This window comes from Mesorhizobium sp. CA14 (genome assembly GCF_020165195.1).
In the GTDB taxonomy this organism is placed as follows: domain Bacteria; phylum Pseudomonadota; class Alphaproteobacteria; order Rhizobiales; family Rhizobiaceae; genus Mesorhizobium.
Genome location: NZ_JAIUHR010000003.1, coordinates 93,543 through 119,338, shown reverse-complemented (window position 1 = coordinate 119,338; position 25,796 = coordinate 93,543). Strand labels below are relative to the sequence as shown.

Genomic DNA, 25,796 nt, shown 5'->3' with positions numbered 1-25,796 from the left:
TCTCTTGATCCGGAATCGCTTTTCGATATCGGCCGGTCAGGAAATCACGCCCAGTTCCTTGCCGATCGCGCCGAAAGCCGCGACCGCCCTGTCGACATCGGCGCTGGAATGGCCGGCAGACATCTGCGAGCGGATGCGAGCCTGGCCCTTCGGCACCACCGGGAAGGAGAAGCCTATGACATAAATGCCGCGCTTCAGCATGCGCTGCGCCATCTCCTGCGCCAGCGCCGCGTCGCCCAGCATCACCGGGATGATCGGATGATCGGCGCCGGCCAGCGTGAAGCCCAGCTTGCCCATCTTGGAGCGGAACCGGTCCGCATTGGCATATAGGCGCTCGCGCAGCGCGTCGCCATGACGGATCAGGTCGAATACCTTGATCGAGGCGCCGGCGATCGCCGGCATCAGCGTGTTGGAGAACAGATAGGGCCGCGAGCGTTGGCGCAGCCAGTCAACGACCTCTCTCTTGCCCGATGTGTAGCCGCCGGAGGCACCGCCCAGCGCCTTGCCGAGCGTGCCGGTGATGATGTCCACCCTGCCCTCGACGCCGCAATGCTCGGCCGAGCCGCGGCCGTTCCTGCCGACGAAGCCGACCGCATGGCTGTCGTCGACCATGACCATGGCATCGTATTTCTCGGCAAGGTCGCAGACGCCCTTGAGATTGGCGATGATGCCGTCCATCGAGAACACGCCGTCGGTGGCAATCAGCCGGAAGCGGCAGTCCTTCGCCTCCTTCAGGCGGGCTTCGAGATCGGCCATGTCGTTGTTGGCGTAGCGGAAACGCTTGGCCTTGGAAAGCCTGACGCCATCGATGATCGAGGCGTGGTTGAGCGCATCGGAGATGATGGCGTCCTGCTCGCCAAGCAGCGTCTCGAACAGGCCGCCATTGGCGTCGAAGCAGGAAGAATAGAGGATGGTGTCCTCCATGCCGAGGAAGGAGGAGATCGTCGCCTCGAGTTCCTTGTGCTCCTCCTGCGTGCCGCAGATGAAGCGCACCGAGGCCATGCCGTAGCCGTAGCGGTCGAGCGCGTGCTTTGCCGCGTCGCGCAGATCCGGGCTGTCGGCGAGACCAAGATAGTTGTTGGCGCAGAAATTCAGCACCCTCTCGCCGCCGACCTCGATCTCGGCGGACTGCATGGAGGAAATGACCCGCTCGGACTTGTAGAGCCCGGCCGATTTCAAGCCCTGGAGCTCGCTGTCGATGTGGGAAAGGAATGCTTTGCTCATGGTCCGGCCCTGTTCGGTTCGAGGCCGGAACTGTCGCGCTATGGCTGCAAAAAATCCATCGCAAAAGCGACCGCTTCGGTGGCGTCGCGAAAGCTCGAGCGCAATCCTTTGCGACGGTACGATGGTGATGCGATCAAAAATGGGGTGTGCGGGAAAGGACGTGATAACCATCTTGCGAGTTTTGCCGCGCCACCGCGATCACCCTTGCCGGCCTGTTAACCCTCTCAAGGTAATCGTTTTCCCGCCACGAAATCCTTGGCAGGAAATCGGTCGACCGGAGGGTCAGCAAGTTATGTCGCAGCAGCCCGTGCAGAGTGTTTCGCGCAAGCTGATCCTGCTCATCAAGACCGGCTACTGGCTGGCGCTGACGATCATTGCCGCCATGGTGATCGCCTCCTTCATCCTTCTGCAGCAGTTGATGGCGCAGCAGCAGCACAATGAGGCGCTGCTCGACATCGTCTCGACCCAGAAGGCGTTGTCGCAGCGCATCGTCTTCCTGGCCAGCGCCACGGGCGCTGCCTCGCGCGACAAGCAGCCGGCGCTGGTCACTGCGCTCAAGCAGGCGACGGGCGAGTTCGAGACCAATTACGATCGGCTGCTCAGGGAGACCGGCGCCGATCCGCTCTCGCCGGCGCGCAACGACCCTAAGTCGATTGAATATGTGCTGTTCAGCAAGCCTTTCCACCTCGACTACTTCTCGGTCGGCCTCGTTGCCAATGGCGACAGGCTGGTCTCGTCCTTCGCGTCGCAGCTCGGGATGCAAACCGATGGGTATAAGGGCGGCGGCGACCGCGTCGGCCTCGACGCTTCCGTCGCCAACGCCACTATGTCCGGCTATGCCGCCCTCGGCCAGCGCATCAGCGCCTTCGCCGACGAAAAATCCAGCAACATCCTCGACTTGCACCGCACGCTGTTTTTCGCCACGCTCGGCGTCATCGTGCTGGTAGCGCTGTTCATCTTCCGGCCGATGTCCAACGCCATCCTGCGCAAGACGCGCGAGCTGGTCGACGCGCGCAACTCGATGGCTTTCATAGCTGTGCATGACGGTCTGACGGGGCTGCACAACCGCACCTTCCTCACCGACCATTTCGACACGCTGATCAAGGGAGCGCACCGCCGCCGCGAGCGCCTGGCAGTGATCCAGCTCGATCTCGACCGTTTCAAGCAGATCAACGATACTCTGGGGCATGCGGCAGGCGACTACGTGCTGGTGGTGACCGCCCAGCGCATGCGCGATTCCTGCCGCGCCTCGGATCTGTGCGCGCGGCTCGGCGGCGACGAGTTCGTCATGATCCTCAACGGCGCCGGCACGACCGAGGACATCCATGCGCTGGCCAAGCGCATCCTCGACGAGATCAACGAGCCTATCACCTTCCAGGGCACGACCATCATGCCCGGCGCCAGCGCCGGCATCGCGGTCTATCCGGTCGACGCCGACAACGCGCAGGACCTGCTCGTCCATGCCGACCTGGCGCTCTATTCGGCCAAGAAGCTCGGCGGCGGCAATTTCTCCTTCTTCTCCGAGGAACTGCGGCGCGAGCTCGATTACCGCAAGCAGCTCGAACAGGACATCCGCACGGCGATCGCCAACAAGAGCTTCGAGGTCTATTTCCAGCCGCAAGTGTCGCTGACCAGCGGCAAGATCAGCGGCATCGAGGCGCTGGTGCGCTGGAAGCATGCGACGCGCGGCATGATCTCGCCCGGCGAATTCATCCCCGTCGCCGAAAAATGCGGCTTCATGCCGGATGTCGGCCGCATCGTCATCGCCAAGGCGATCGAGGAAGCCGCCGAATGGGACCGCGCCGGCATCGATTTCGGGCGCATCGCCGTCAACGTCTCGGGCACGGAACTGCGCGAGCCCGATTTCGACAGCTTCCTGTTCGGCACGCTGGAGCGCGCCGGACTGCCGCCTCAGAAGCTGGCGCTGGAGATCGTCGAATCCGTCATCCTCGATGACGAGAAGACCGGGATCGCCGCGAAGCTGCGCCACATCCGCGCCGCGGGCGTGCATCTCGAGCTCGACGATTTCGGCACCGGCTATGCCTCGCTCAGCCACGTCAACCCGAACGAGATCGACCGGCTGAAGATCGACCGCCGCTTCGTCCAGAACATCAACGAGAATGGCGACAACTCCAAGATCGTGCGCGCCATCACCGAGCTTGCCCGCGGGCTCGGCATCTCGATCGTAGCCGAGGGCGCCGAAACCGAGGCGGAGCTCGACTCGCTGATGGCGATCGGCTGCGACCAGGTGCAGGGCTATTCCATCGCCTTCCCGATGCCGCAGGACAAGGCACGCGAATGGTTGACGGCGCGCAGCCCGAAGAAGGCTAAGCTGAAAGTACTGCAGGGCAACTTGGCATAGCGGACAAACCTGACATGCCCGTATGGGCATGGCGGCCTATGTGATCGCAACCGGATCTCGCGGATGCCGCTTCGTCTTATCCTGCCGCTGCTGTTGTTGGTTGTGTCGCCGGTTATGGCCGCCGATCGCACCATTTATCTCACTTTCGACGACGGTCCGCTGAACGGCACCAGCAACATTCTCGACGTGCTGCAGGCCGAACAGGTGCCGGCGACGCTGTTCATGGTCGGCATGCATGCCGAGGCCAACGCCATCAACCGGGCGCTGTTGCAGCGCGCGAAATCGATGCCGCTGGTGACCATCGGCAACCACAGCTACAGCCATGCCTACAATCACTACCGGCATTTCTACGGCGACACAGAAGGCGTGGTCGCCGATATGCTGAGGGCCAATGCCGTGCTTGGCCTGAAGCCGGCCGTGCGCGCGCGGCTGCCGGGGCGCGACGTGTTCCGGCTGCCCAATTACTCGAAGGACGACAATTCACTCGGATTGGCCGAGGCCGGCCGCGAGGATCCGGACTACGAATTCGTCGCGGCCTCCGGTTTCTGGCTCTATGGGTGGGACCACGAATGGGTGCATGAAGACAGCGGCAAGCCGGTGCAGAGCGTCGATCATCTGGTCAGCGAGATCGACCATCTGTTCGGCTACGGCCATTTCGCCAAGCCGAACAAGCTGATTCTGCTCATGCATGACGAAATGTTCCAGGACGCCTTCGACGGCAAAGCGAAACTGACGGCGTTGATCGCGGCGCTCAGGCTGCGCCACTACGCCTTCGGCGCGATAGCGGGTTACGACTGAGGCGGCTCGGCGTTCCGCCTAAGTGCCGCAAGCACCTCCGTGAATTCGGCGAGCTTGTCATCGGGGATACCAGCCCGCAGACGCTTGTCGAAGGCGACCGCCGCGAGGCGCAATTTTTCGAACAGCGCTTCGCCGGCCTCGGTCAGCGCCACCTGGTGGACCCTGCGGTTTTCCGGATCGCGGCGGCGTGTCAGCAAGCCTTGCGCCTCCATGCCGTTGAGGTGATGGGTAAGCGTCGCGCCCTGGATGCCGATCATCCCGGCAAGCTCGCGTTGGTTCGCCAGTTCCTTGGACTTGACCGAGAGCAGGGTCACCCAGACCGGCAGCGTGCCGCCGGCCTCGACCATGGCGGCATCGAAAGCCTGCGCCACCACTTTCGAGGTGCGGGCGAGATTCATGCCGACGGGCGGGCGGTCAAACGGTGTCATGACCTGACAGTAGAGCAAAGCGATTGGAACATGAAACCTGGCTTCATGATTGACATCTAACCATTAGATATCTAACTTTGTCTTATTGATGGCGTCGACATGCTGCGACGCGCGGCGGGCGGCAGAGAGGAATGCGGTCATGCAATATGTCTATATCGTCACCATCGGCCTGCACGTCATGGCCGGCGTGTTCTGGGCCGGCACAACCATTGCGGTTGCCCGCGATCCGGAGATCAGGGCGGAGCGCTTCATCCGACCGCAGCTCGGCGCTTCCGGCCTGGCGTTCCTGACCGGCATACTGCTTTGGTATTTCTTCCATGAGGGCGCGTTCGGGCCGATGGAGAAGGTGCTGGCGCTGGGCATTTTGACGGCGCTGATCGCCGCCGGCGTGCAGGGCGCGCTCGTCGCCTCCGCCAGCAGGCAGCTGGCCGGCGCCGATCAAGCGACGCAGACCCAATTGCGGGCGAAGATGACCAGAGGCGAACGCATCGCGGGCGGGCTGCTGGTCATCACCGTGTTTTGCATGGCGACCGCCAAGCTGTTTTGACATCGCACGGCCGGCGAAGCCGACCGGGCGCGGCGCGCAACGGACCGAAGCGGCAGGTGGCTCTCCTTGCAAAGGTCCGTTGCGCGTCTTCTTGTTTGAGCACGATCTCTTCCGATCATGCTGCCCGATCAAATCCTGATCCCGAACCGGATGCCGTCATAGATGGCGGCGTGGATGTTGCGCGAGGCGACAGCGTCGCCGATGCGAAACATCACGAAGCCGCCTTCGGCATTGCGGGCGGGGAAGATGTCGCCGCCGCTCACCAGCCGCTCATAATCGACTGCGCCGCCATTCTTCGACAGGGGCTTGAGCGACAGATAGAGATCGTCGAGCGGCGCAGTGCCGTGCTCGACCACCACCTGGTCGACGCGCCGCTCGCCGCGCCAGCCATTGGCAAAGTCCGATGCCAGCTCGGCGACGAGTTGGTTGCCCTCGCGCCGCACCGAGCGCAGGCGGGTGTTGATGGTGACGGTGACGCCCTTCTCGTGGAAGGCGCGCATATAGGGCACGTGGTTCATGCCGCCCATTTCCGGTGCGAAGAAGCGCTCGGGCGAAACCAGTTCCAGCTTCGAGCCGCTGTTGGCGATGAGTTCGGCGGCGCCCATGCCCTGATGGCCGCCATTGTCGTCGTAAAGCAGGACATTCTCGGCCGGCTTGACGCTGCCGGCCATGATGTCCCAGCTCGAGGTGACGAGATTGTCGCCTTCCGTCAGCGGCGGGTTCTGCGGCATGCCGCCGGTCGCCACGATCACCACATCCGGCGCCAGCGCCAGCACATCGTCCTTCTCGGCCCAGGCGTCGTAGCGGATCTCGACGCCGAGGCGGTCGAGCTCGGCCAACCGCCAGTCGATGATGCCGATCAGTTCCTTGCGGCGCAGGTTCTGGGTTGCCAGGCGCACTTGGCCGCCTGCCTGGCTGGAGGCTTCGAGCACAGTCACCTGATGGCCACGCTCGGCCGCGACGCGGGCGGCCTCCAGGCCACCGGCGCCCGCGCCCACCACCACGACTTTCTTCTTCGGTCCCTCGCTCTTGGCGATGACGTGCGGAATGGTCGCCTCGCGGCCGGTCGCGGCGTTGTGGATGCACAGCGCCTCACCGCCTTCATAGATGCGGTCGAGACAATAGGTGGCGCCGACGCAGGGGCGGATCTCGTGCTCGCGGCCCTCCATCACTTTGCGGATGATATGCGGATCGGCGATATGGGCGCGGGTCATGCCGACCATGTCGAGCTTGCCGGTGGCGATGGCGTGGCGGGCGGTGGCGACATCGGAAATGCGCGCCGCATGGAAGGTCGGGAATTTCGTCGCCGCCCTCACCTCGCCGGCGAAATCGAGATGCGGCGAGGACCGCATGCCGGTCACCGGGATGACCTTGGTCAGCGACGCATCGGTCTCGATCGTGCCGCGGATGATGTTCAGGAAATCGACCTTGCCGGATGAGGCCAAGCGCCTGGTGATCTCGACGCCCACTTCCTTCGAGATGCCGTTTTCGATGTCCTCGTCGGCGACCATGCGGATGCCGACGATGAATTTCTGGCCGACGGCGGCGCGCACGGCATCCAGCACCATGTCGGTGAAGCGCAGCCGGTTGTCGAGCGAGCCGCCATACTCGTCGTCGCGGTGGTTGGTCAAAGGCGACCAGAAGCCATCCATCAGATGGCCGTAGGATTCGAACTCGATGCCGTCGAGGCCGGCTGCCTGGCAGCGCTGCGCGGCCGACGCATAGTCGGCGACGATGCGCTCGATGTCCCATTCCTCGATCGCCTTCGGGAAGGCGCGATGCGCCGGCTCGCGCACCGGCGAGGCCGAAAGCACCGGCAGCCAGTCGGCCTTGTTCCAGCCGGTGCGGCGGCCGAGATGAGTGATCTGGATCATAACCTTGCAGTCATGCTCATGACAGGCGTCCGCCAGTTCGGCGAGCCAGGGAACGATGCGGTCCTCATAGACATGCAGATTGCCGAAGGCGGCCGGGCTGTCGCGCGAGACGATTGCCGAGCCCGCCGTCATGGTCAGCGCCATGCCGCCCTTGGCTTTCTCGGCATGGTAGAGCCGGTAGCGCTCCTTCGGCATGCCGTCCTCGGAATAGGCCGGCTCATGGCTGGTCGACATCACCCGGTTCTTCAGCGTCAGGTGCTTCAGCTGATAGGGTTGGAGAAGCGGGTCGTTGCTGGTCATTGTCTTCCTGCCGTTTCAAATTGTGCGGGAGCGCAGCGCTCCCGCTTCCATTTCACGCATCGGATTTATCCGAAAACCGCTGCGCACTTTTCGGTCCGATGCTAATGAGCGGTCAAACGCGCTGCGCCCGTGAGGACTGCAACGCTTCTTTCAACCTTCGTTTCGCGCCCGCCGCATTGAACTGCGCTTCCAACGGCCGGGAGCAAGGAGCCCGCCCATGACCGACGCCAAAAACCTCACCCAGCTCGGCAAGCACGTCGAGACGCCACAGAGCCCCGAACAGGCGGTCCTGGAAACCGTCCCCTTCAATCGCGGCGACGGCCCGCCGGCGATCGTGCGCTTCACCTGCCCGGAATTCACCTCGCTGTGTCCGGTCACCGGCCAGCCGGATTTCGCCCACATCGTCATCGACTACGCGCCCGACAAGACGCTGGTGGAATCGAAGTCTTTGAAACTGTTCATGACCTCGTTCCGCAACCACGGCGCCTTCCATGAGGAGTGCACGGTGATCATCGGCCGCCGCATCGTGGACGCCACGAAACCGCTCTGGCTGCGCGTCGGCGGCTACTGGTTCCCGCGCGGCGGCATCCCGATCGACGTCTTCTGGCAGACCGGCGCGCCGCCCAAGGACGCCTGGCTGCCCGACACCGGCGTTGCGCCCTATCGCGGGCGCGGTTGAGATTTGTTGCGAAAGGCTGGCGGGACAGCACCCCCCTCTGTCCTGCCCGTCCTTCGCAGCAGCTGCGCTGCAGCTACGGAGGGTGGACCGGACATCTCCCCCGCAAGGGGGGAGATTGGCAGCTTCGGCGTCCCGCTTATCCTGCAACGTCGGAGATTGGGGAAAGCCGGCGTGACATCTGATCTCCCCCCAAGCGGGGGAGATGGCCGTCAGGCCAGAGGGGGGCGCGAAGGATCGCCAGCCCTGATCTTCAATCACCACTATCATTCGCACTGGTACTGGCTGAGCGCCCATTCGCCGGTGACCGACAGAAGATCGGAGACCTTCCAGGCGCCACCGACCTTCTTCAGCTTCCATTCCAGCCGGTGCTGGTCGCCCTCGACGACGAAGGCGACCACCACCTTGGCCCCGTCGCCATTGACCGCCTCGATGGTGCGCAGGCTCCGGTCGATGGCGAGCTTGTCATAGTCGGCATTGTCTAGCGCCATGTTGGGGTCGAGGCATTCGCCCTGCCCCGAGGCGCGCAGCGCGTCGCTCTTGTCGAGCACGGTTTTCGCCGGATCGACGAAGTTCTTGCGCTGGGCGGGAGCAAGCTCGAGACCAAGATGCTCGTAGAATGGCTTGACCACCGCCGTCGGCGATCCTGGCAGGACGGGCGCGGCAGGCGCCGGTTCGGCCGGCGCGGTTTGCGGCGTCGGGGTTGTGGCAGGCGGCGCCGCATCCGGCGCATTGTCGTCGGGTGAGGCTTTTGGCGGCGGCGAGCCGAAGAGCCCCTGCGCGCAGGCGCCGCCGCTCAGCCCCGCGACCAGCATCGACAAGCTCGACAGCGCGAGGACGAGACGGCGAAGCACGGCGTCACTCCGTCGAGGTGCCGCATGCCAGCGCGCTGAGCTTCCAGTCGCTGGTCTTGGAGGTGATGTCGGCGATCTTCCACTTGCCGTCCACTTTCTTCAGCGACCACACCATTTCGCGTTTGGAGTCATCGCCTTCCGGGAAAAGATTGAAGCTTGCCGTCACCTCGGCGGTATCGCCATTGACGGCCTCGGTGAGCTTCAGCGTCTTCGATAGGGTCTTCTGATCGAAATCCTGGGCGTCGAGGCCGGGGTCGAAATCGATGCAGGACACCTCGTCGGGCTTCTCCTTCTGCGCCTTGTCGTTGGCTTCGAACAGCCTGGTGACCGGCTCGGTGAAACGGTCGCGGTATTTGGCGTCCGCCTCGAACTTCACCGCAGGCACATAGAAGAACTTCACGGCGTTGGAAGCCGGCCCGGCAAACGCGGCGCCGGGCAAGGCAATCGAAAGGACAGCGGCAAGCACTATCGGCTTCATGCAGGATCTCCGGGTTCGGTGCGTGGCGGCAAGCTCGCCGTCACGCATCCTGCATATCGCCTTTTTTGCGGCTCATGAAGTCCAGGCGCGCTCAGGCATCCAGCCAGACGTTCTGGAAGTCCATTTCGTAGGTCTGGTGCATCGAATAGTTCTTCACCTTCTTGTTCATGTGGCAATAGAGCTTCTGCCAGAAGGGCTGGATGATGACGCCGGAATCCTGCAGGATCGCCTCGACATCCTTCATCACCTCCTTGCGCTTGGCGACGTCGATCTGCGACAGCGCCTCCTTGAGCTTGGCGTCGAACTCCGGATTGGAGTAGGCCGTCTCGTTCCAGGCCTCGCCGGTGCGGTAGCCGAGCGCCAGCACCTGCACGCCGAGCGGGCGCATGTACCAGATGGTCATGGAATAAGGATATTTCGTCCAGTCGTTCCAGAAGGTCGAGCCCGGCAGCACCGTGCGCTTCACCTTGATGCCGGCGTCGCGCAACTGGCCGGCAATGGCATCGCCGGTGTTCTTCTGCCATTCGTCCTCGACGGTGATCAGCTCATGCTCGAAGTCGGCCTGGCCGGCCTCCGCCATCAGCTTCTTGGCGCCGGCGGCATCGCGCTGCTTCTTGGGCAGCGGGTAGTATTCGGGATGGATCGGCGCGACATGATGGTTCTCGCCGACCGTGCCGCGGCCATTATAGCCGAGCTGCATGACCTGGTTGTTGTCGACCGCCATCTGCAGCGCATTGCGCACCCGCTTGTCGTCATAGGGCTTATGCGTGATGTTGGTGCGGGCAACGAGCGTGGTCGCCGTCGCGACCTCCGATTTCACCAGATTCATCTTGTCGAGCGGGTCGATGAAGTCGGCGGGCGTTTCGAAATCGAGGTCGATCTCGCCTGAATCGAAGGCATTCAGCGTGGCGTTGAAGTCGGTGCCGTAGTCGATGAATTCCACACCGTCGAGTGGCGCTTCGCCGCCCCACCACTTGCCGTTCTCGCGGCGCTTGACGACCGCCTTCTGACCAACCGAATAGGACACCAGTTCGAAAGCTCCGGTGCCGATCGGCTTCTTGATCGGATCGGCGCCGTCCTTGTCGAAATCGCGGTGCACGACCAGGGCCGGATAGTCGGTGAAGCCTGGGATGATGGCGATATCGGCTTCGTTGAGCTTCAGCTTGACCGTATGGTCGTCGACCTTGGTGATCGCGCCATCCTTGGCCTTGCCGGTCTTGGTGTCGATCAGCGCACCGACACGGGCCGCCATGGAATTGCCGGAAGCACCCTTCTCGCACCAGCGATTCAGATTGGCGACCACATCATCGGCATTGAAGGCATCGCCATTGTTCCAGGTGACGCCCTTGCGCAGATGCAGCGTGTATTCGGTGGCGTCGTCATTGACGTCCCAGCTTTCGAGCAGCACCGGCTCGAAGGTGAATTGGTGCGTGTAGCGCACCAGCGGCTCCAGCCAGGTGCGGGTGACGTTCGCCATCTCCGTCCAGTCATACGTGCGCGGGTCCTTCTGCGCCTTGACCGACATCGCGACATGCAGCGTTCCGCCCTTCTTGGGCTCGTCGGCGAGCGCCTTGGTCGGCGCGGCAAGGCCGAGCATGCCATAGGCGAAAGCCGTCGACGCGCCGAAGGCGCTTGCCAGCGCCAGGAATTCGCGCCGGTCGACGCGTCCCGCGCGCGCCTCCTCGGCCATCGCTTCGATAGCGGCCGGAACCCGGTCGCCATTGCTTCTGAACAGTGTCATTCTCTTTCTCCCATTGATTTCTTCAGGTCTTCGCCCGGTTGGTTTCAACTATCGCAGCTATCCCTCAACTAACGCTGTCCGGCAGTTTTTCCTCACGCCGGGCGATCAAATCCCGGAGACCCTCGGCGATGCCCTCGTCGAGTTTCGGCTCCTGGTAGTCGGCGAGCATGGCGCGCGCCTTTTCGAGGCCGCGCGTATCGTGGTCCTTGGCGCCTTCGGCACTCCACTGCTCGAAGGAATTGAAGTCCATGATGTTGGGCATGAAGAAGGCGCTCTCGAAATGCTCGAGCGTATGCTGCGTGCCGAGGAAATGCCCTTGCGGGCCGACCTCGCGGATTGCCGCCATCGCTTCCTTGAAATCGTCGAAGGGAACGCCGCCAGCATATTTGTACCAGCCGACCAGCTGCTCGCTGTCGGTGGCGAATTTCGAATAGCCGCAGGTGAGGCCCGCCTCCAGCCAGCCTGCCGAATGCCAGATGTAATTGGCGCCGGAGAGGATCGCGGCATGCATCAGCATGTTCGCCTCGTAGCCCGCCTGCGCGTCATTGAGCTTGGAGCCGACATGAAAGCCGGATGTGCGCCATGGCAGCTTGTATTTCCTAGCCAGCGCGCCCATCAGATACATCATCTGTGCCGCTTCGGGCGTGCCGCCCATCGGCGCGCCAGTCTTCATGTCGACGGTCACCATGAACTGGCCGTAGAGCTGCGGCGAGCCGGGCCGGATGAGCTGGGTCAAAGCCACGCCGGCAAGCGCCTCAGCATTGACCTGCGCCACCGCGCCGACGGCGGAGGCCGAGGTCGAGGCGCCGCAGAGCGCGAAAGGCGCCAGGATCAGCGGCTGGTTGTTGCTCGCATAGACCCGCATGGCGTCGATCATGGTGGCGTCCCAGACCAGCGGCGAATTGCAGTTGGTGATCGCCACCAGCACGGGGTTGTCGCGCACGAACTCCTCGCCGAAGACGATACCGGCCATCGCCATTGTGTCCTCGGCGCGCTCCTTGGACGTCACGATGCCCATGAACGGCTTGTCGGAATGTTTCAGCGCCGAGTGGATGATGTGCAGGTGCCGCTTCGGCACCGCGATTTCCATCGGCTCGCAAATGACCGAGCTCGACGAATGCAGCGCCGGCGCCATGTAGGCGAGCTTATGGAAATTGTTGAGGTCGGCGAGCGTGCCGTAGCGCCGCTTGTTGTCGAGGTCGCGGACATAGGGCGCGCCATACATCGGCACGAAAATCGAGTTCTTGCCGCCGACGCGCACGGTGCGCTCCGGATTGCGCGCGTTGAGCGTGAACTCAGCAGGAACTTTCGAGACCAGTTCCATCAACAGCGCGCGGTCGATACGGACACGCGTTTGCCTGACATCGGCGCCGGCCGCTTTCCAGAGCTCGATCGCTCCGTCGTCGCGGAATTCGCACCCCACTTCCTCGAGGATCTTGAGTGATTCCTCGTGGATCAGCTCCACCGCCTCGTCGGGCACGATCTCATAGGCAGGAATCTTGCGCACAAGGGTCGGGAAGGACGCGATCGGCGCGGTTCTCAGTGCCTTGCGGCCAAGACGGCCGCCGCCGCGGCGGTGGGTCTGTTCGGTCAATTCAACGGCCGGTGCGTTCATGGAGGCTCCTTCTTCCCGCCACTCACGTTAGCGAGGCAAAATATGGCTGTGACGCTGGAAAATCCTGATCTTCTGTATAAGTTCACCTTATGCGAAGCCTGCGCCACCTTCTGCCCTCCGCCGGCAGCCTCATCGTCTTCGAAGCCGCCGGCCGGCTGTCGAGCTTCACCGCCGCCGGGCGCGAGCTCGGCATGACGCAGGCCGCCGTTTCCTATGCCGTTCGCGGCCTGGAAGAGCAGCTCGGCGCCAAGCTCTTCCAGCGGCGCCACCGCCAGGTGCTTCTGACGGAAGCCGGCGAGCGCTTCCACGCCGATGTCTCGCTCGGCCTGTCGCACATCCGCAAATCGGCGGAGGACCTGCGCCTGCAGGCGACCGGCGGGCACGTGACGTTGGCCGCCTCGACGGCTTTCGGCTCGTTCTGGATGATGCCGCGCCTGCAGCAGTTCCGCGACGAGCTACCGGGCATCGACCTGCGCATCCAGACCGCCGACCGCGACCTCGACATCATCGCCGAGGGGATTCCTCTCGGGGTGCGCGGCGGCGTGCCGCGCGACTGGCCGGACTATCACTCGCTGTCGCTCTCCGATGAAGAGATCTTCCCGGTCGCAGGCCCGAACTATCTCGCCAAATTCGGCAAGCCGAAGACGGTCGAGGAACTGGCAACGCACCGGCTGATCCATCTCGAGGAGCCCTATCGCGAGGCGCCGAACTGGGACGAATGGTTCGCGTCAGCCGGAACCAGCCTGCGCAATGCGGAGCGCGGCCTACGCATCAACGATTATGCCCTGGTGATCCAGGCGGTGATGGAGGGACAAGGCATCTCGCTCGGATGGCGGCATTTGGTCGAGCGGCTGGTGGCGTCAGGGCTGCTGGTGCCGGTGACCGACCATGTGATGCGGACCGGCATCGGCTTCCATGTCATCTGGCCGAAGAACCGCGACCTCAGCGACAATGCGCGCAGGGTGAGGGACTGGCTTGTGGCGCAGGCTTAGATTGCATCGTCGGGCAATTGCCGTCGTAGCGATCCTTCACACCCCCCTCTGTCCTGCCGGACATCTCCCCCGCAAGGGGGGAGATCAGACTTGACGCAGGCCCTCGCCAATCTCGTACGTTGCAGAAGAGCGAGGCGATGACACAGCCAATCTCCCCCCTTGCGGGGGAGATGGCCGGCAGGCCAGAGGGGGGTGCTGTCCCGCTAGCCTCTCCATAATACGCGCAGCTTTTGCCCACGCCATCCGAATCCGCCTATAATCGCCTCATGCCCATCCGCCAGCTTTCCGAAACGATGATCAATCAGATCGCTGCCGGCGAGGTCATCGAGCGTCCAGCGAGCGTGGTGAAGGAACTGGTCGAGAATGCGCTTGATGCCGGCGCATCGCGCGTCGAAGTCGTCACGGCGGGTGGCGGGCTCAATCTGATCCGCGTCACCGATGACGGCTCGGGCATTCCCGAACAGGAACTGGCGCTGGCGGTCGCGCGGCACTGCACCTCGAAGCTCTCCCACGACATCCACGATATCCGTTCCCTCGGCTTCCGCGGCGAGGCGCTTCCCTCGATCGGTTCCGTCGCGCGGCTGTCGATCCGCTCGCGCACGGCCGGCGGCGACAGCGCGGCCGAGATCGGCATCGACGGCGGGCGTGTCTCGGCGGTGAAGCCGGCGGCAGCGAACCGCGGCACCACGGTCGAGGTGCGCGACCTCTTCTTCGCGACGCCGGCCAGGCTGAAATTCATGAAGGGCGAGCGCGCCGAAAGCTCGGCCACCAGCGACGTGGTGAAGCGCATTGCCATCGCCTTTCCGGCTGTCCGCTTCACGCTGACCGGCGCCGACCGCTCGACGCTGGAACTGCCGGCAACCAGCGACACGCCGGAGGGCCGGCTTGCCCGCGTCGCGCAAGTGATGGGCAAGGATTTCCCGGACAATGCCATTGCCATCGATGCCGCGCGGGAGGGAGTTCACCTCGCAGGTCACGTTTCGATCCCGTCCTACACACGCGCTAATGCGCTGCAGCAATATGCCTATGTCAATGGGCGGCCGGTGCGTGACAAGCTGATCGCCGGCGCTATCCGCGGCGCCTTCGCCGACGTGCTGCCGCGAGACCGGCATGCGGTGACGGTGCTCTTCCTGTCGCTTGACCCCTCGACTGTCGACGTCAACGTCCATCCCGCCAAGGCCGATGTGCGTTTCCGCGATCCCGGCCTGGTGCGCGGGCTGATCGTCGGCGCCATCCGCGAGGCGCTGGCCGCCGCGGGCATCCGCGCGGCGACGACGGGTGCCGCCGGCATGATGGCGGCATTCCGGCCGGGGGCTACGCCCTACGCGCATCCCGGCCCGGCCAACGGCCATCGCAGCTACGAGGCCGCTTATTACGCTTCCGGCTCGGGAGGCTTCGATCCGTTGCGCTCGGCGCAGCGGCCGCTCGAAATGGGCGAAGCACGGGCGCCACGAAACGGCTTTGCGGAGAGCGACCAGGCGGCCTTCGACACCGGCCCGCTCGCCAGCGCCGATGTCCGCGCCGGCATGGCCGAGCCGACTGAAGCGCTGCTCGGTATGGTGCTGGGCGCGGCGCGCGCGCAGGTGCATGAGAACTATATCGTCGCCCAGACCAGAGATTCGCTCGTCATCGTCGACCAGCATGCCGCGCATGAGCGGCTGGTCTACGAGGCGCTGAAGAATGCGCTGCATTCGCGCGCGGTGCCGTCGCAGATGCTGCTTTTGCCCGAGATCGTCGACCTGCCGGAAGAGGATGCAGAGCGGCTGGCGATGCATTCCGAGACGCTCGCCAGATTCGGCCTCGGCCTCGAACGCTTCGGTCCCGGCGCCGTGGCGGTGCGCGAGACGCCCTCGATGCTCGGCGAGACCAATGTGCAGCAACTCGTGCGCGACCTCGCCGACGAGATTGCCGACAACGACACCGTCGAGACGTTGAAGGAGCGGCTGGACAGAATAGCCGCCACCATGGCCTGCCACGGCTCGGTGCGGTCAGGGCGCCTGCTCAAGGCCGAGGAGATGAACGCGCTGCTGCGCCAGATGGAGGCGACGCCCGGCTCCGGCACCTGCAACCATGGCCGTCCGACCTATATCGAGCTCAAGCTCGCGGATATCGAAAGGCTGTTCGGGCGGCGGTGAGCGCCAAAGCCCTTCACCCAGCCTCCGCTTCGCTCGGCCGACCTCTCCCCGGTGAGGAGAGGAGACTTTCAGCGTCGGCGCCAACCTCTTCTCCCCGGCGGGGAGAAGGTGGCCGCGAAGCGGCCGGATGAGGGGGCAAGAAAGGAGCCGCTCGAAGCGGCTCTTTCTTGAGTTAAGGCTATTCAGCCCGCGGCTTACCGTTTCAAATTCACCACGATTACGCCGCCCAGCGCCAGCGCGCCGCCGAGGATGCCGAGCAGCGACGGCACTTCGCCCAGCCAGAAGAAGCCGATCAAGGCGGAGGTCGGCGAGACGAGATAGAGGAAGTTCGAGGCGCGCGCGGCGGGCAGGCGCGACAGCGCGGTCGCCCAGGCGGCATAGGCGATCAACGAGGGCACAATGCCGAGATAGATGACGGCGCCAAGACCGGCGGTGTCAGCGACCGCCGCCTGCGAAAACGCTTCCGGCAGAAAGGGTGACAGGCAGAGCGCACCGAGCACCATGTTGGAAGCGGATATCGTCAGCGGATGATGGCGGGCAAAGAGCGGTTTCTGGACAATGGTGTTGACGGCGGAGCAGAGCGCGGAACCCAACACCAGCAGCGCGCCGGCGTTGAAATGCAGGCCATGCCCGTCGGCGACCGCAATGATGCCGATGCCGGCGAAGGAAATGACGGTGCCCAGCCAGGCGAGCCCTGAGAAGCGCTCGCCGAGCAGGGCCATCGCCATGATGGCCGTGAAGATCGGGCTGACATTGATGATGAAGCCGGCCGCGCCCGCCGAGACGGTCAGCTCGCCGAAATTGAGCATGGCGGTGTAGAGCGCGACGAAGATGGCGCCGCCGAAGCCGAAGCGCCACAGCTCGTCGATCCTGGGCAGCGCCGGGCGCTTCACGGCGAGAAATAGGGCGGCCGGAACCGCCGCGATGGCAAAGCGCAGCGCCCCGAGCTCCAGCGGCTGGAAGGCGGCAAGGCCGGCGCGGATCGCCGGGAAGGCCGAGGCCCAGCCGATAACCGTCAACGTCACCGCGATCGCTGCGGCGGTGTCCATGCGCTGTGTCTCATTCAACGTGCCGGTGTAAGCGCTCATTGTCGTAGCCTCGTCTTTCTGCGTCATGGATGCAGAGAACGCCATTGCCGGCTAATTGACAAACGACCAATTCGAAGGTCAGCTGTGAGGATGGATCACAGCTCTGACCAGATACTGCCGCTGGAAACCCTGCGCGCCTTCGATGCGGCGGCGCGAACAGGGAGTTTTTCCGCGGCGGCCGAAAAGCTCAACCTCACCCATGGCGCCGTGAGCCGCCAGATCGCCAAGCTGGAGGACTGGCTTGGCTTGAAAGTGTTCGAGCGCAACGCGCGCGGCGTGACGTTGACGATCGAAGGCAACCGCCTGCATCTGAGGACCGCCGAAGCCTTCGCGCTGATCTCGTTCAACTCCGACCGCTGGGTCGAGCCGCGCGGCACGGCCGTGGTGCGGCTGGCCTCCATCCCGTCAGTGAGCGGGCTGTGGCTGATGCCGCGCATGGCGGCGCTCGAGAACCATCCGACCAAGCTGCGCATCGTGCTCGACGTCGACAACCGCCAGGCCGATCTCGCCGACGAAGGGATAGACCTTTCGGTGCGCTGCGGGCGCGGCCGTATTCCCGGCCGCATCTCGGTGCAGCTTTTCGAGGAGCATATTTTCCCGATCGCCTCGCCGGAGCTCGCCAAGGAGATCGGGCGTGGCGATCCTGCGCGGCTGCTGAAGTTCCCGCTGATCAACGATTCCGACGCGTCCGCATGGCGCGCGTGGTTCACCGCACAAGACGTCGATTATCGCCCGCGTCCGCAGGACAGGCGTTTCGAGGACTACAATCTGGTGCTGGACGCGGCGGCGCATGGGCTGGGCATTGCGCTGGCGCGGCCGCCGCTGACGGCAGACCAGCTCCAATCCGGCCGCATCGTTGCCGTCGACGAGCGCGTTACGCTCAATCCGGTGTCTTACTGGATGGACCGCCCGGTCGGCCGGCCGCGCGCGGCTGCGGCTGACCTTGCCAGGCGCATTGCAGAACAGGCAGGGCTTGCTCCGGAAAAGCTCGAGGCTTTCCTTCAGGACGACGTCTGAGCGAGCTTATCGAAGCAACAGCACCATGATCGTCGCGGTCACGGCCGAGACGATTGCCGTGACGACCGATATCGTCCAGAGCGACACCGCGACGGAATCGGATCGCGGCGCGTGACCTGCCGGACGAACCGCGGCACCGCGAGGCTGCGGCGCATTGGCGTTGGCCGCGACCAGCATTGCGGCGGAAGCGACGGCCGGCGAAAATGTGGACAATGCCGGCGCAGCCGCGGGCCTGGGCGTATTGTCGGCGACCGCTGCGTGGGCGACGCCGCGCGGAGGCTGATCGATATCCATCGCCGCCCTGCCCGTCGAGGATCTTGCCGGCGCATCGCCGGGGGCGGCATCGAGCTCCATGACGGCCCGGTAGGCATCCTCGGCCTCGGAGGACGACAGGCGTTGTGATGCCTGCGCGGCAGGGCGCGGCTGCGCGCTTTGCAGCGACTGGGCCGCGATTTGCGCCGCCTGCCCGGTCGAGGGCGCCGGCGGCTGGACCAACGTCCTGATCAAAGCCGCCGTCGCCGGATCGGCCTTGGGCGATGGCACCGGCTGCGGGGTGAGCGCTTCACCGATCAGTGCGTTCAAGCGGGTCGAGGTGATGTCCATGCCGGCTTCCGGAAATTAATTTTTCCGCTTGAGCCATACTGGATGAGCATTGCGTCAAGCTTGACGTTGCCGGCGATTTGTGGCGATTGAAACCCGATGAACGCAAGCGCCCTTTCATGATGAACCGTTTCGAAGGCCCGGGCGGCAGGGAAGCCCGGATCCGCTACCTCGACGGCGACTTCCAGGTCACCAGTCCCGGTTCCTTCGTGCGCTGCGCGGTGACGGGCGAGAACATTCCGCTCGACGAGCTCAAATATTGGAGCGTCGCGCGGCAGGAACCCTATGTGAACGCGGCGGTCTCGCTTGCCCGCGAGATCGAGATGCACCCGGAATTGCGCAAGCGGGGATAGGTCTTGCGAGCCCATGGCGCCGTGGCAGCCAAGCTCGACCGCTTAGGTACTGCATTGAAAAACTTCAAGAAATCTCTTAAGACCCTTGTTCGCATGCCGCTTATCATGCGCGCGAGGATGCGCGATCGGGCGGTGTCGAGGGCGCCCCGATACAAGCTGACGGCCTGCGCCATCTTCCGCGAGGAAGCGCCGTTCCTGGCCGAATGGATCAGGTTCCACCAGAATGTGGGATTTGAGCATTTCTATCTCTACAACAACTTCTCGACCGATGACTTCAAAGCCGTATTGAATCCGTTCATCCAGGAGGGGCTGGTTACGCTGGTCGACTGGCCGCGGCCGGTGGGGCAGCTGTCGGCTTATAGGGACTGTATCCGCAGGCGCTGGCGTGAAGCGTTGTGGATCGGATTCTTCGACGTCGATGAGTTTCTTTTCGCGCCCGACGGACGTGACGTACCCTCGGTTCTGAGGGAGTATCGCGATCTGCCAGGCGTTTGCGTATGGCAAGCTTTCTATGGCTCCTCCGGCCATGTCGAGCGGCCGGAACGGCCAGTGGTCGAGGCCTATATGATGCGAGCCGGGCCGGACATCACGACGGTCAAGACAATCCTCAACCCGCGCATGGTCTACAGGGTGGGCGTCCATCAGTCGAAATTCCTGTCCGGTGAAGGGATGGATACCCGTCGACGGACCATCGCGCCCGGCATGCCTCCCCAGTTCGATATATTGAGGATCAACCACTATTGGTCGCGATCTCTCGCCGACCTCGACCAGAAAATCCGGCGCGGCGACGCCTCGACGTCCGCGCTGCGGGACAGGGATCGGCATTTCGCCTTCGAAAGCAAGCTCAATGTCGAGCGCGACGAGACGATCCTGCAGACGATGCGGCGCGCAGGATAGCCGCGGCCGCCTCTTCGCCTCCCCTCATCATGCTCTGCCCCGCATCTTGCGCTGGCGCCAGGCGTCGAGCGTCTCGTCGACGATGCGTTCGGGCACATGATCGAGTTCGAAGACTGCCTCGATATCGAGCACATCCAGTCGATCGAGGAAACCGGCGGGCGTCGCGCCATGGCGCAGCCGTGCTGCGTCCTTTGCCGTGGTGACGAGCCGCAGCCCCTCCTGCCGGGCAAGCGTCAGGAGATCGGCCAACTCGTCCTGGGCGTAGAAATGATGGTCCGGAAAGGCGCGCGACTGAGCCACTTCGCCGCCCGCGCCGCGCACCGTGTCGAAGAATTTCTCCGGATGGCCGATGCCGGCGAAGGCAAGGAAGCGGCCACCTTCGAAGCGCGACGGGTTCGCCGGCTCGACATGCGCCAGGAAGATCGGCCGCCCGGCGCGCGCTGCCTGGCGCACGACGCCATCGGCGGCGGTCCCCTCGCCCATCTTCAGCAAGCCGCTGGTGAACACCAGTTGGTCGACGACCTTGGCGCGCAGCGGGCCGCCGGGGATGACGCGGCCGTTGCCGATGCCGAAGCGGGCGTCGACCACCACCAGCGCGTAGTCGATATGGACGCGCGCCGACTGGAAGCCGTCATCCATGATCAGAAAGTCGCAGCCATGTTTTTCGATGAGCAGCTTCGCGCCGGCAGCGCGGTTCGCCGTCACCGCGACCGGAGCATGTTCGGCCAGAAGCAGCGGCTCGTCGCCGACATGCTTGGCGGCGTCGTGATGCGCGTCGACGACATGCGGCTTGGCGAACGAGCCGCCATGGCCGCGCGACAGGAAGCCTGGCGTGAGTTGCATGTGCTTGGCCTGCTTGGCTAAAGCGATGGCGACCGGCGTCTTGCCGCTGCCGCCGACGGTAAGGTTGCCGACGCATAGCACCGGTGCTGCGACCTTCTCGCGCGGAGCATGGCGCATGCGGCGGCCGGCGACCAGTCCATAGATCGCCGATGCGGGCGACAGCGCAAGCACCCGCCAGTCCGGCTTTTCCCACCAGAAGGGTGGCGCTTCGCTGGTCATCGCGCCTGCCCCATGCGTCTCGGCTTCGCGCATGGACTTTTCCAAAAACCGGTCCCGATTTTTGGCATCATGATCTAGCGCCCGTTTGCGCCTTTCAGGCGCGCCTTGACGACCAGCGGCTGGATATAAGGCTCCAGCGATTTCAGCGTGCGGGCGAGCGCGCCGCGCATCTCGTCGACGGTGGCGGCACCCGCCGCCATCATTTCGTGGCGCGCCGCTTCGTTGGTCAAAAGGAAATTGACGGCGCCGGTCAGCATGTCGCGGTCGCGCACCAGCTTCGCGCCGCCGCTGTCGAGCAGGCGCTGATAGGCCTCGCGGAAATTCTGCACGTTACGGCCGGCCAGCACGGCGGTTTCGAGCATCGCCGGCTCAAGCGGGTTCTGGCCGCCTTGCGAAGTCAGCGAGCGGCCGACGAAAGCGATCTCGGTCAGTCTCAGGTAAAGGCCCATTTCGCCGATCGTGTCGCCGAGAAGGATGTCGGTATCGTGGGAGATGCGGTCGCCCTTGCTGCGCCTTGCCACGGACAGGCCCATGCCGGAAATCTGCGCGGCCAGCGCATCGGCGCGATCGGGATGACGCGGCACGATGATGGTCAAGAGCCCGTGATGGCGCCTATGCAGGCTTGCATGGACCTCCGCGGCCACGACCTCCTCGCCATCATGGGTCGAGATCGCAGCCCAGGTCGGACGACCACCGATCTGACGCTGCAGGGTGGCTAAGGCCCGTTCGTCGACCGGCGGCGGGTTGGTGTCCACCTTGAGGTTGCCGGAAACGGTGACCGGCCGGGCGCCCAGCGCGCGGAACCGCTCGCCGTCGACATCCGACTGGGCGATGACATGGGCGAGATTCTCGAACAGCGCCTCGGCAACGCCGGCGCGCTTCTTCCAGGACATGAAGGAGCGGTCCGACAGCCGGCCATTGACCAGAACCTGGGGCACATTGCGGGCGCCAAGTTCCAGGATGGTCATCGGCCAGATTTCCGATTCGGCGATGATCGCCAGTTCCGGCCGCCAGTGATCAAGAAAACGGCTTACCGCGGGCTTGAGATCGAGCGGTACATATTGGTGGATGATGCGGCTGCCGAGGCGCTCTTCGGCCACCTTGGCCGAGGTCACGGTGCCGGTGGTCAGAACGATGTTGACGCCATAGTCGAGGATGCTCTCGACCAGCGGCACCACCGCGATCGTCTCGCCGACGCTGGCCGCATGGATCCAGATCACCGGCCCTTCCGGCCGCGGACGCCCGGCAACGCCGTAGCGCTCCCGCCGGCGGGCGCGATCCTCCTTGCCGCGCGAGGCGCGCCAGGCGACATAGGGACCGATCAGCGGATAGGCGACCGCCCCCGCATAGCGGTAGGCCGTGAGGGCAGCGCGCGCCCAACGCTCGCTCATTTGCCGCCATCCACGAGGCGATAGGCCTCGGCCGTCGCGGCATTGAGGGAGGCCGTGACCTCCTGCCGCTTGCGCTCCATCTCGGCATCATCGGCATCGGCCGGCACGAAGACAGGCGGGCCCACGATAACCGCCGAGCGGCCGAAAGGCAGGTTGATGGTGGTCTTGTCCCAGCTCTTCTCCAACACCTTGCGGCGGCTGGTGGCGATGGCCGAGGGCAGGATCGGCCGGCCGGAAAGCCTTGCCAGAAGGACGATGCCGAGCCCGGCATCGCGCGGCGTGCCGTTCGGAATGTCGGCGATCATGGCGACGTTCTTGCCCGCGACGAGCGATTTCTTCAGCGCGATCAGGGCCTTGGCGCCGCCTTTGTCGAGATGCCTCGAACTGTCGCGGCCGCCGGAACCGCGCACCGCCTCGATGCCGAATTTCTCGATCATCAGCGCCTGGAGCTCCGCATCGGCGCTGCGCGAAACCATGGCGACCAGCGGCCGGCCCTTGGGATAATAGGCAGGGGTGAGAAGATGCTGACCGTGCCAGAGCGCGATGATGCCGGGCTCGAGATGCGCATATGCGCCGCCCGCAACCTGGGTGGAGCCCTCGACAATCGGGCTGGTGAGCCGAATCAGGCGCAGGAACCAGGCGAACAGGCTGGCAATGAAGTTCTTGACGAAACTCGACTGCGCCAACGGCTCGCGGATGCGCCGCCAAAGCATGCGCGTTCCGCCGCGCCTGGCGGCGCGCCGCCCGGTCGTGCCTTTCACCGCTTCATGCTCCATCGACGTCAAATGCCGACCTTCGATTCTGGATCGAGCAAACGGTGCAGATGAACAACGAAATAACGCATCTGGGCATTGTCGACACTGGCTTGCGCCTTCGCCTTCCAAGCGGCGTGCGCCGATTGATAGTCGGGGTAGATGCCGACGATGTCGAGCGCGTCCAGGTCGCGAAACTCGGTTCCACCCAGCTTTTTCAGCTCGCCACCGAACACCAGGTGCAAAAGCTGCTTCTTTCCGTCTTCCACGGCCATGCCGATCCTTCGCAGATTCATGAGTTTTGTGAAACGTTTAGCCCAAAGCAGCCGATTTTGGAACTGCGGGCCGACTCACCCTCGGTCAATCCCCGCGATGACCCTGGCGAGCACGCCGAGCAGTTCGCCGCTGCCGGCGGCAAGCGCACCATGGTTGATCACCTCGCCGGCATAGCGCGGCGGCTTGCCGGTGCGGTCGAGCAATGCGCCGCCGGCCTCGGTGAGAATGAGATCGGCGGCGGCGATGTCCCAGTCATGCGCGTTGGGCTTGACGAAGGTCGCGTCGAGCTTGCCGGCGGCGATCATCGCCAGCCGATAGGCAAGCGAGGGAATGTAGGCCGTCCGCCGCAGCCTGTCGTGCCAGGCTTGCGGCATCAGGTCGACCAGCGGCTTGGGTCCGCCGATATCGACGCTTTCGCCCAGCGGACGCACATGAATCCGCTTATCGTTGAGATAGGCGCCCTCGCCCGGCAGCGCACAATAGGTCTCGCGTTTGGCCGGGCATTCGAGCACGCCGGCAAGCGAGCGCCCGTCCTCGACCACGGCGACGCTGACGCACCAGGAATGCAGGCCATCGAGAAAGCCGCGCGTGCCGTCGATCGGGTCCACGACGAAGGTGCGGCGAGCCGACAGCCTGGCATGATCGTCGGCGGTCTCCTCCGACAGCCAGCCATAATCCGGCCGCGCCTTGAGCAGGGTCTCGCGCAGATAGGCGTCCGCCGCATGGTCGGCCTCGCTGACCGGCGAGGTGCCGCCCTTCATCCACACCTGCGGGTTGTTGCCGAAATAGCGCATCGCGATGGCGCCGGCCTCGCGAGCGGCCTCGCGCAGCAGAACGAGATCGTCGCGGGCAGCGCTCGAGGTCAATTGGTCAAGCGCCGGCAAGGGTCATCCCTTCGATCAGGAGTGTCGGCGCCGCTGTGCCGAAATTGCGGTCGAGATCGTTCGCCGGCACCATGTTGAGGAACATGGTTTTCAGGTTCGACGCGATCGTCACCTCGGCCACCGGATAGGCCAGCGCGCCGTTCTCGATCCAGTAGCCGGAGGCGCCGCGGCTGTATTCGCCGGTGACCATGTCGACGCCCTGGCCGAAGACCTCGGTGATATAGAAACCGCGCTTCAACGACGCGATCAAATCTTCCGGCGAACGTTCGCCGGGCTCGATGGCAAGGTTGGTCGAGGACGGTGAAACGGACGAGCCGCTGCGCGAGCCGCGTCCATTGGTGACAAGGCCGAGCTCACGCGCGGCCGAGGTCGACAGGAACCAGTGGTTCAAGATGCCCTTCTCGACCATCAGCAGTTTCTCGCCCTCGACACCTTCGCCGTCGAAGGGACGCGATGCCTGGCCGCGCCGCCGCAAAGGCTCGTCGGTGACGGTGATTGCGGCCGAAGCCACCTGCTTGCCCATCATGTCGCGCAGGAAGCTGGTCTTGCGGGCGACCGCAGCGCCGTTGATGGCGCCGGCGAGGTGGCCGGCTATGCCGCGCGCCACGCGCGGATCGAACACCACGTCGACCGGGCCGGTCGCTGCCTTGCGGGCGCCGAGGCGGCGCACCGCGCGTTCGCCCGCCTTGCGGCCGATCTCTTCCGGCGCGTCGAGGTCGGCGAAATGCTGGCGCGACGAAAACTCGTAGTCACGCTCCATCGCGGTTCCCTTACCCGCAATGACGCTGGTCGAGCGCGAGAAGCGCGAGGCGACATACTGGCCGACAAAGCCATGCGAGGTGGCGAGAACCATACCGCCCAAGCCGGCGCCGGCGCTGCTGCCCGAGGAATTGGTGACGCCCTTGACCGCCAATGCGGCCGCTTCAGCGGCAAGCGCTGCGTCCTTCAATTGATCTGCCGGCACCTCGGTCGGGTCGAAAAGGTCGAGATCGCGCAAATTACGGGCGAGCAGCGCGGGGTCGGCGAGGCCCTGGAACGGGTCCTCCGGCGAGACTTTCGCCATCGCCACCGCGCGTTCGGCAAGCGCCTTCGGATCGGATGCGGCGGTGGCCGAGACGCTCGCCACGCGCTGGCCGACGAAGACGCGCAGCGACACATCCTCGCTCTCCGACGATTCGGTTCCTTCGACCTTGCCCAGCCGAACCGAGACGCCGGTCGAGCGGCCGCGCACCGCCACCGCGTCGGCCGCGTCCGCACCGGCGCCCTTGGCCGCCTCGACGAGCGCCGCGACGCGGTCGGTCAATTTCGCTGCGTCGAGCTTATCGGTCATAAGGTTGTTCCTGTTTGTTCAAGCAGTCCATCAGGCGAACCTCGCCGGCTTTGGATGCTTGGGTGCCATCCATTGATGCCTTGGACACCATCATGGATTCATTCGCACCATCTATTGTTCCA

At 64.6% G+C, this 25,796-nt stretch carries 24 protein-coding genes; 9 read left to right on the top strand and 15 right to left on the bottom strand.

Translation table 11 applies throughout. From position 1 onward, the window contains the following. Positions 1-36: 36 nt before the first annotated feature. Positions 37-1,224, bottom strand: coding sequence for a glycine C-acetyltransferase (locus tag LB565_RS04870; RefSeq protein ID WP_224582041.1), 1,188 nt, complete (start codon positions 1,222-1,224; stop codon positions 37-39). A gap of 292 nt (positions 1,225-1,516) precedes the next feature. Between LB565_RS04870 and LB565_RS04865 the strand changes: the two genes are divergently transcribed. After that, positions 1,517-3,586 (top strand): putative bifunctional diguanylate cyclase/phosphodiesterase, encoded by a 2,070-nt coding sequence (locus tag LB565_RS04865; RefSeq protein WP_224582040.1) that lies wholly within the window; start codon positions 1,517-1,519, stop codon positions 3,584-3,586. Between the two features lie 63 nt (positions 3,587-3,649). Further along, a complete protein-coding gene (locus LB565_RS04860; protein WP_224582039.1) occupies positions 3,650-4,384 on the top strand; it encodes a polysaccharide deacetylase family protein in 735 nt (244 codons plus the stop codon). Here LB565_RS04860 and LB565_RS04855 read toward each other — a convergent pair. Then, entirely contained in the window at positions 4,375-4,812 is a 438-nt protein-coding gene (locus LB565_RS04855) for a MarR family winged helix-turn-helix transcriptional regulator (RefSeq protein ID WP_140641236.1), read from the bottom strand. The two genes, LB565_RS04860 and LB565_RS04855, sit on opposite strands and share 10 nt — an antisense overlap. A 139-nt stretch (positions 4,813-4,951) precedes the next feature. Here LB565_RS04855 and LB565_RS04850 point away from each other — a divergent pair, with 139 nt between their 5' ends. Then, positions 4,952-5,359 carry a hypothetical protein gene (locus tag LB565_RS04850; protein WP_224582038.1) on the top strand — a complete coding sequence of 136 codons (408 nt, stop codon included), beginning with the start codon at positions 4,952-4,954 and terminating at the stop codon, positions 5,357-5,359. A gap of 128 nt (positions 5,360-5,487) precedes the next feature. Here LB565_RS04850 and LB565_RS04845 read toward each other — a convergent pair whose 3' ends face one another. Further along, positions 5,488-7,533, bottom strand: coding sequence for an FAD-dependent oxidoreductase (locus LB565_RS04845; RefSeq protein WP_224582037.1), 2,046 nt, complete (start codon positions 7,531-7,533; stop codon positions 5,488-5,490). A 217-nt stretch (positions 7,534-7,750) separates the two neighbouring features. Here LB565_RS04845 and queF point away from each other — a divergent pair, with 217 nt between their 5' ends. After that, the gene (gene queF / locus LB565_RS04840) at positions 7,751-8,212 is read left to right on the top strand and encodes a preQ(1) synthase (protein WP_224582036.1); all 462 of its coding nucleotides are present in this window, start codon (positions 7,751-7,753) and stop codon (positions 8,210-8,212) included. Positions 8,213-8,475: 263 nt separating this feature from the next. Here the strand turns inward: queF and LB565_RS04835 are convergent, their stop codons facing one another. The 4 genes from LB565_RS04835 to LB565_RS04820 form a co-directional block, all read right to left on the bottom strand. After that, positions 8,476-9,063 (bottom strand): YbjP/YqhG family protein, encoded by a 588-nt coding sequence (locus LB565_RS04835; RefSeq protein WP_224582035.1) that lies wholly within the window; start codon positions 9,061-9,063, stop codon positions 8,476-8,478. Positions 9,064-9,067: 4 nt separating this feature from the next. Next, on the bottom strand, positions 9,068-9,541 hold the full coding sequence (locus LB565_RS04830) for a DUF3828 domain-containing protein (protein ID WP_224582034.1): 474 nt from the start codon (positions 9,539-9,541) through the stop codon (positions 9,068-9,070). A 91-nt stretch (positions 9,542-9,632) separates the two neighbouring features. Further along, positions 9,633-11,282, bottom strand: coding sequence for an ABC transporter substrate-binding protein (locus LB565_RS04825; RefSeq protein ID WP_224582033.1), 1,650 nt, complete (start codon positions 11,280-11,282; stop codon positions 9,633-9,635). Between the two features lie 64 nt (positions 11,283-11,346). Next, positions 11,347-12,897, bottom strand: a complete 1,551-nt coding sequence (locus LB565_RS04820) for a trimethylamine methyltransferase family protein (protein WP_224582032.1) — start codon at positions 12,895-12,897, stop codon at positions 11,347-11,349. Between the two features lie 89 nt (positions 12,898-12,986). Here LB565_RS04820 and LB565_RS04815 point away from each other — a divergent pair, with 89 nt between their 5' ends. Both LB565_RS04815 and mutL read left to right on the top strand, forming a co-directional pair. After that, positions 12,987-13,889, top strand: coding sequence for a LysR substrate-binding domain-containing protein (locus LB565_RS04815; protein ID WP_224582031.1), 903 nt, complete (start codon positions 12,987-12,989; stop codon positions 13,887-13,889). Positions 13,890-14,155: 266 nt separating this feature from the next. Beyond that, positions 14,156-16,024, top strand: coding sequence for a DNA mismatch repair endonuclease MutL (mutL, locus tag LB565_RS04810; RefSeq protein WP_224582030.1), 1,869 nt, complete (start codon positions 14,156-14,158; stop codon positions 16,022-16,024). Positions 16,025-16,218: 194 nt separating this feature from the next. Here mutL and LB565_RS04805 read toward each other — a convergent pair whose 3' ends face one another. Continuing rightward, entirely contained in the window at positions 16,219-17,112 is an 894-nt protein-coding gene (locus LB565_RS04805) for a DMT family transporter (protein ID WP_224582029.1), read from the bottom strand. A gap of 90 nt (positions 17,113-17,202) precedes the next feature. On the opposite strand from LB565_RS04805, the gene LB565_RS04800 reads away from it, so the two are divergent. Beyond that, positions 17,203-18,129: a LysR substrate-binding domain-containing protein gene (locus tag LB565_RS04800; protein ID WP_224582028.1), complete on the top strand. Its 927-nt coding sequence runs from the start codon at positions 17,203-17,205 to the stop codon at positions 18,127-18,129. A gap of 6 nt (positions 18,130-18,135) precedes the next feature. On the opposite strand, the gene LB565_RS04795 is transcribed toward LB565_RS04800, so the two are convergent. Beyond that, entirely contained in the window at positions 18,136-18,732 is a 597-nt protein-coding gene (locus tag LB565_RS04795) for a hypothetical protein (RefSeq protein ID WP_224582027.1), read from the bottom strand. Positions 18,733-18,848: 116 nt separating this feature from the next. Here LB565_RS04795 and LB565_RS04790 point away from each other — a divergent pair, with 116 nt between their 5' ends. After that, entirely contained in the window at positions 18,849-19,082 is a 234-nt protein-coding gene (locus LB565_RS04790) for a DUF2093 domain-containing protein (RefSeq protein WP_040986608.1), read from the top strand. A 21-nt stretch (positions 19,083-19,103) separates the two neighbouring features. Continuing rightward, complete coding sequence (locus tag LB565_RS04785) at positions 19,104-19,979, top strand: glycosyltransferase family 92 protein (protein ID WP_224582026.1); 876 nt, start codon at positions 19,104-19,106, stop codon at positions 19,977-19,979. Between the two features lie 27 nt (positions 19,980-20,006). On the opposite strand, the gene lpxK is transcribed toward LB565_RS04785, so the two are convergent. The 6 genes from lpxK to LB565_RS04755 form a co-directional block, all read right to left on the bottom strand. After that, complete coding sequence (lpxK, locus tag LB565_RS04780; protein WP_224582275.1) at positions 20,007-21,041, bottom strand: tetraacyldisaccharide 4'-kinase; 1,035 nt, start codon at positions 21,039-21,041, stop codon at positions 20,007-20,009. A 74-nt stretch (positions 21,042-21,115) separates the two neighbouring features. After that, positions 21,116-22,432 (bottom strand): lipid IV(A) 3-deoxy-D-manno-octulosonic acid transferase, encoded by a 1,317-nt coding sequence (gene waaA / locus LB565_RS04775; RefSeq protein WP_224582025.1) that lies wholly within the window; start codon positions 22,430-22,432, stop codon positions 21,116-21,118. After that, positions 22,429-23,208, bottom strand: coding sequence for a lysophospholipid acyltransferase family protein (locus LB565_RS04770; RefSeq protein ID WP_224582274.1), 780 nt, complete (start codon positions 23,206-23,208; stop codon positions 22,429-22,431). Before LB565_RS04770 ends, waaA begins: the two co-directional genes overlap by 4 nt. 5 nt (positions 23,209-23,213) lie before the next feature. Then, the gene (locus LB565_RS04765) at positions 23,214-23,459 is read right to left on the bottom strand and encodes a DUF4170 domain-containing protein (RefSeq protein WP_224582024.1); all 246 of its coding nucleotides are present in this window, start codon (positions 23,457-23,459) and stop codon (positions 23,214-23,216) included. A gap of 75 nt (positions 23,460-23,534) precedes the next feature. Then, entirely contained in the window at positions 23,535-24,344 is an 810-nt protein-coding gene (locus LB565_RS04760) for a 3'(2'),5'-bisphosphate nucleotidase CysQ (RefSeq protein WP_224582023.1), read from the bottom strand. Further along, positions 24,331-25,674, bottom strand: a complete 1,344-nt coding sequence (locus LB565_RS04755) for a TldD/PmbA family protein (RefSeq protein WP_224582022.1) — start codon at positions 25,672-25,674, stop codon at positions 24,331-24,333. Before LB565_RS04755 ends, LB565_RS04760 begins: the two co-directional genes overlap by 14 nt. Between the last annotated feature and the right edge of the window lie 122 nt (positions 25,675-25,796).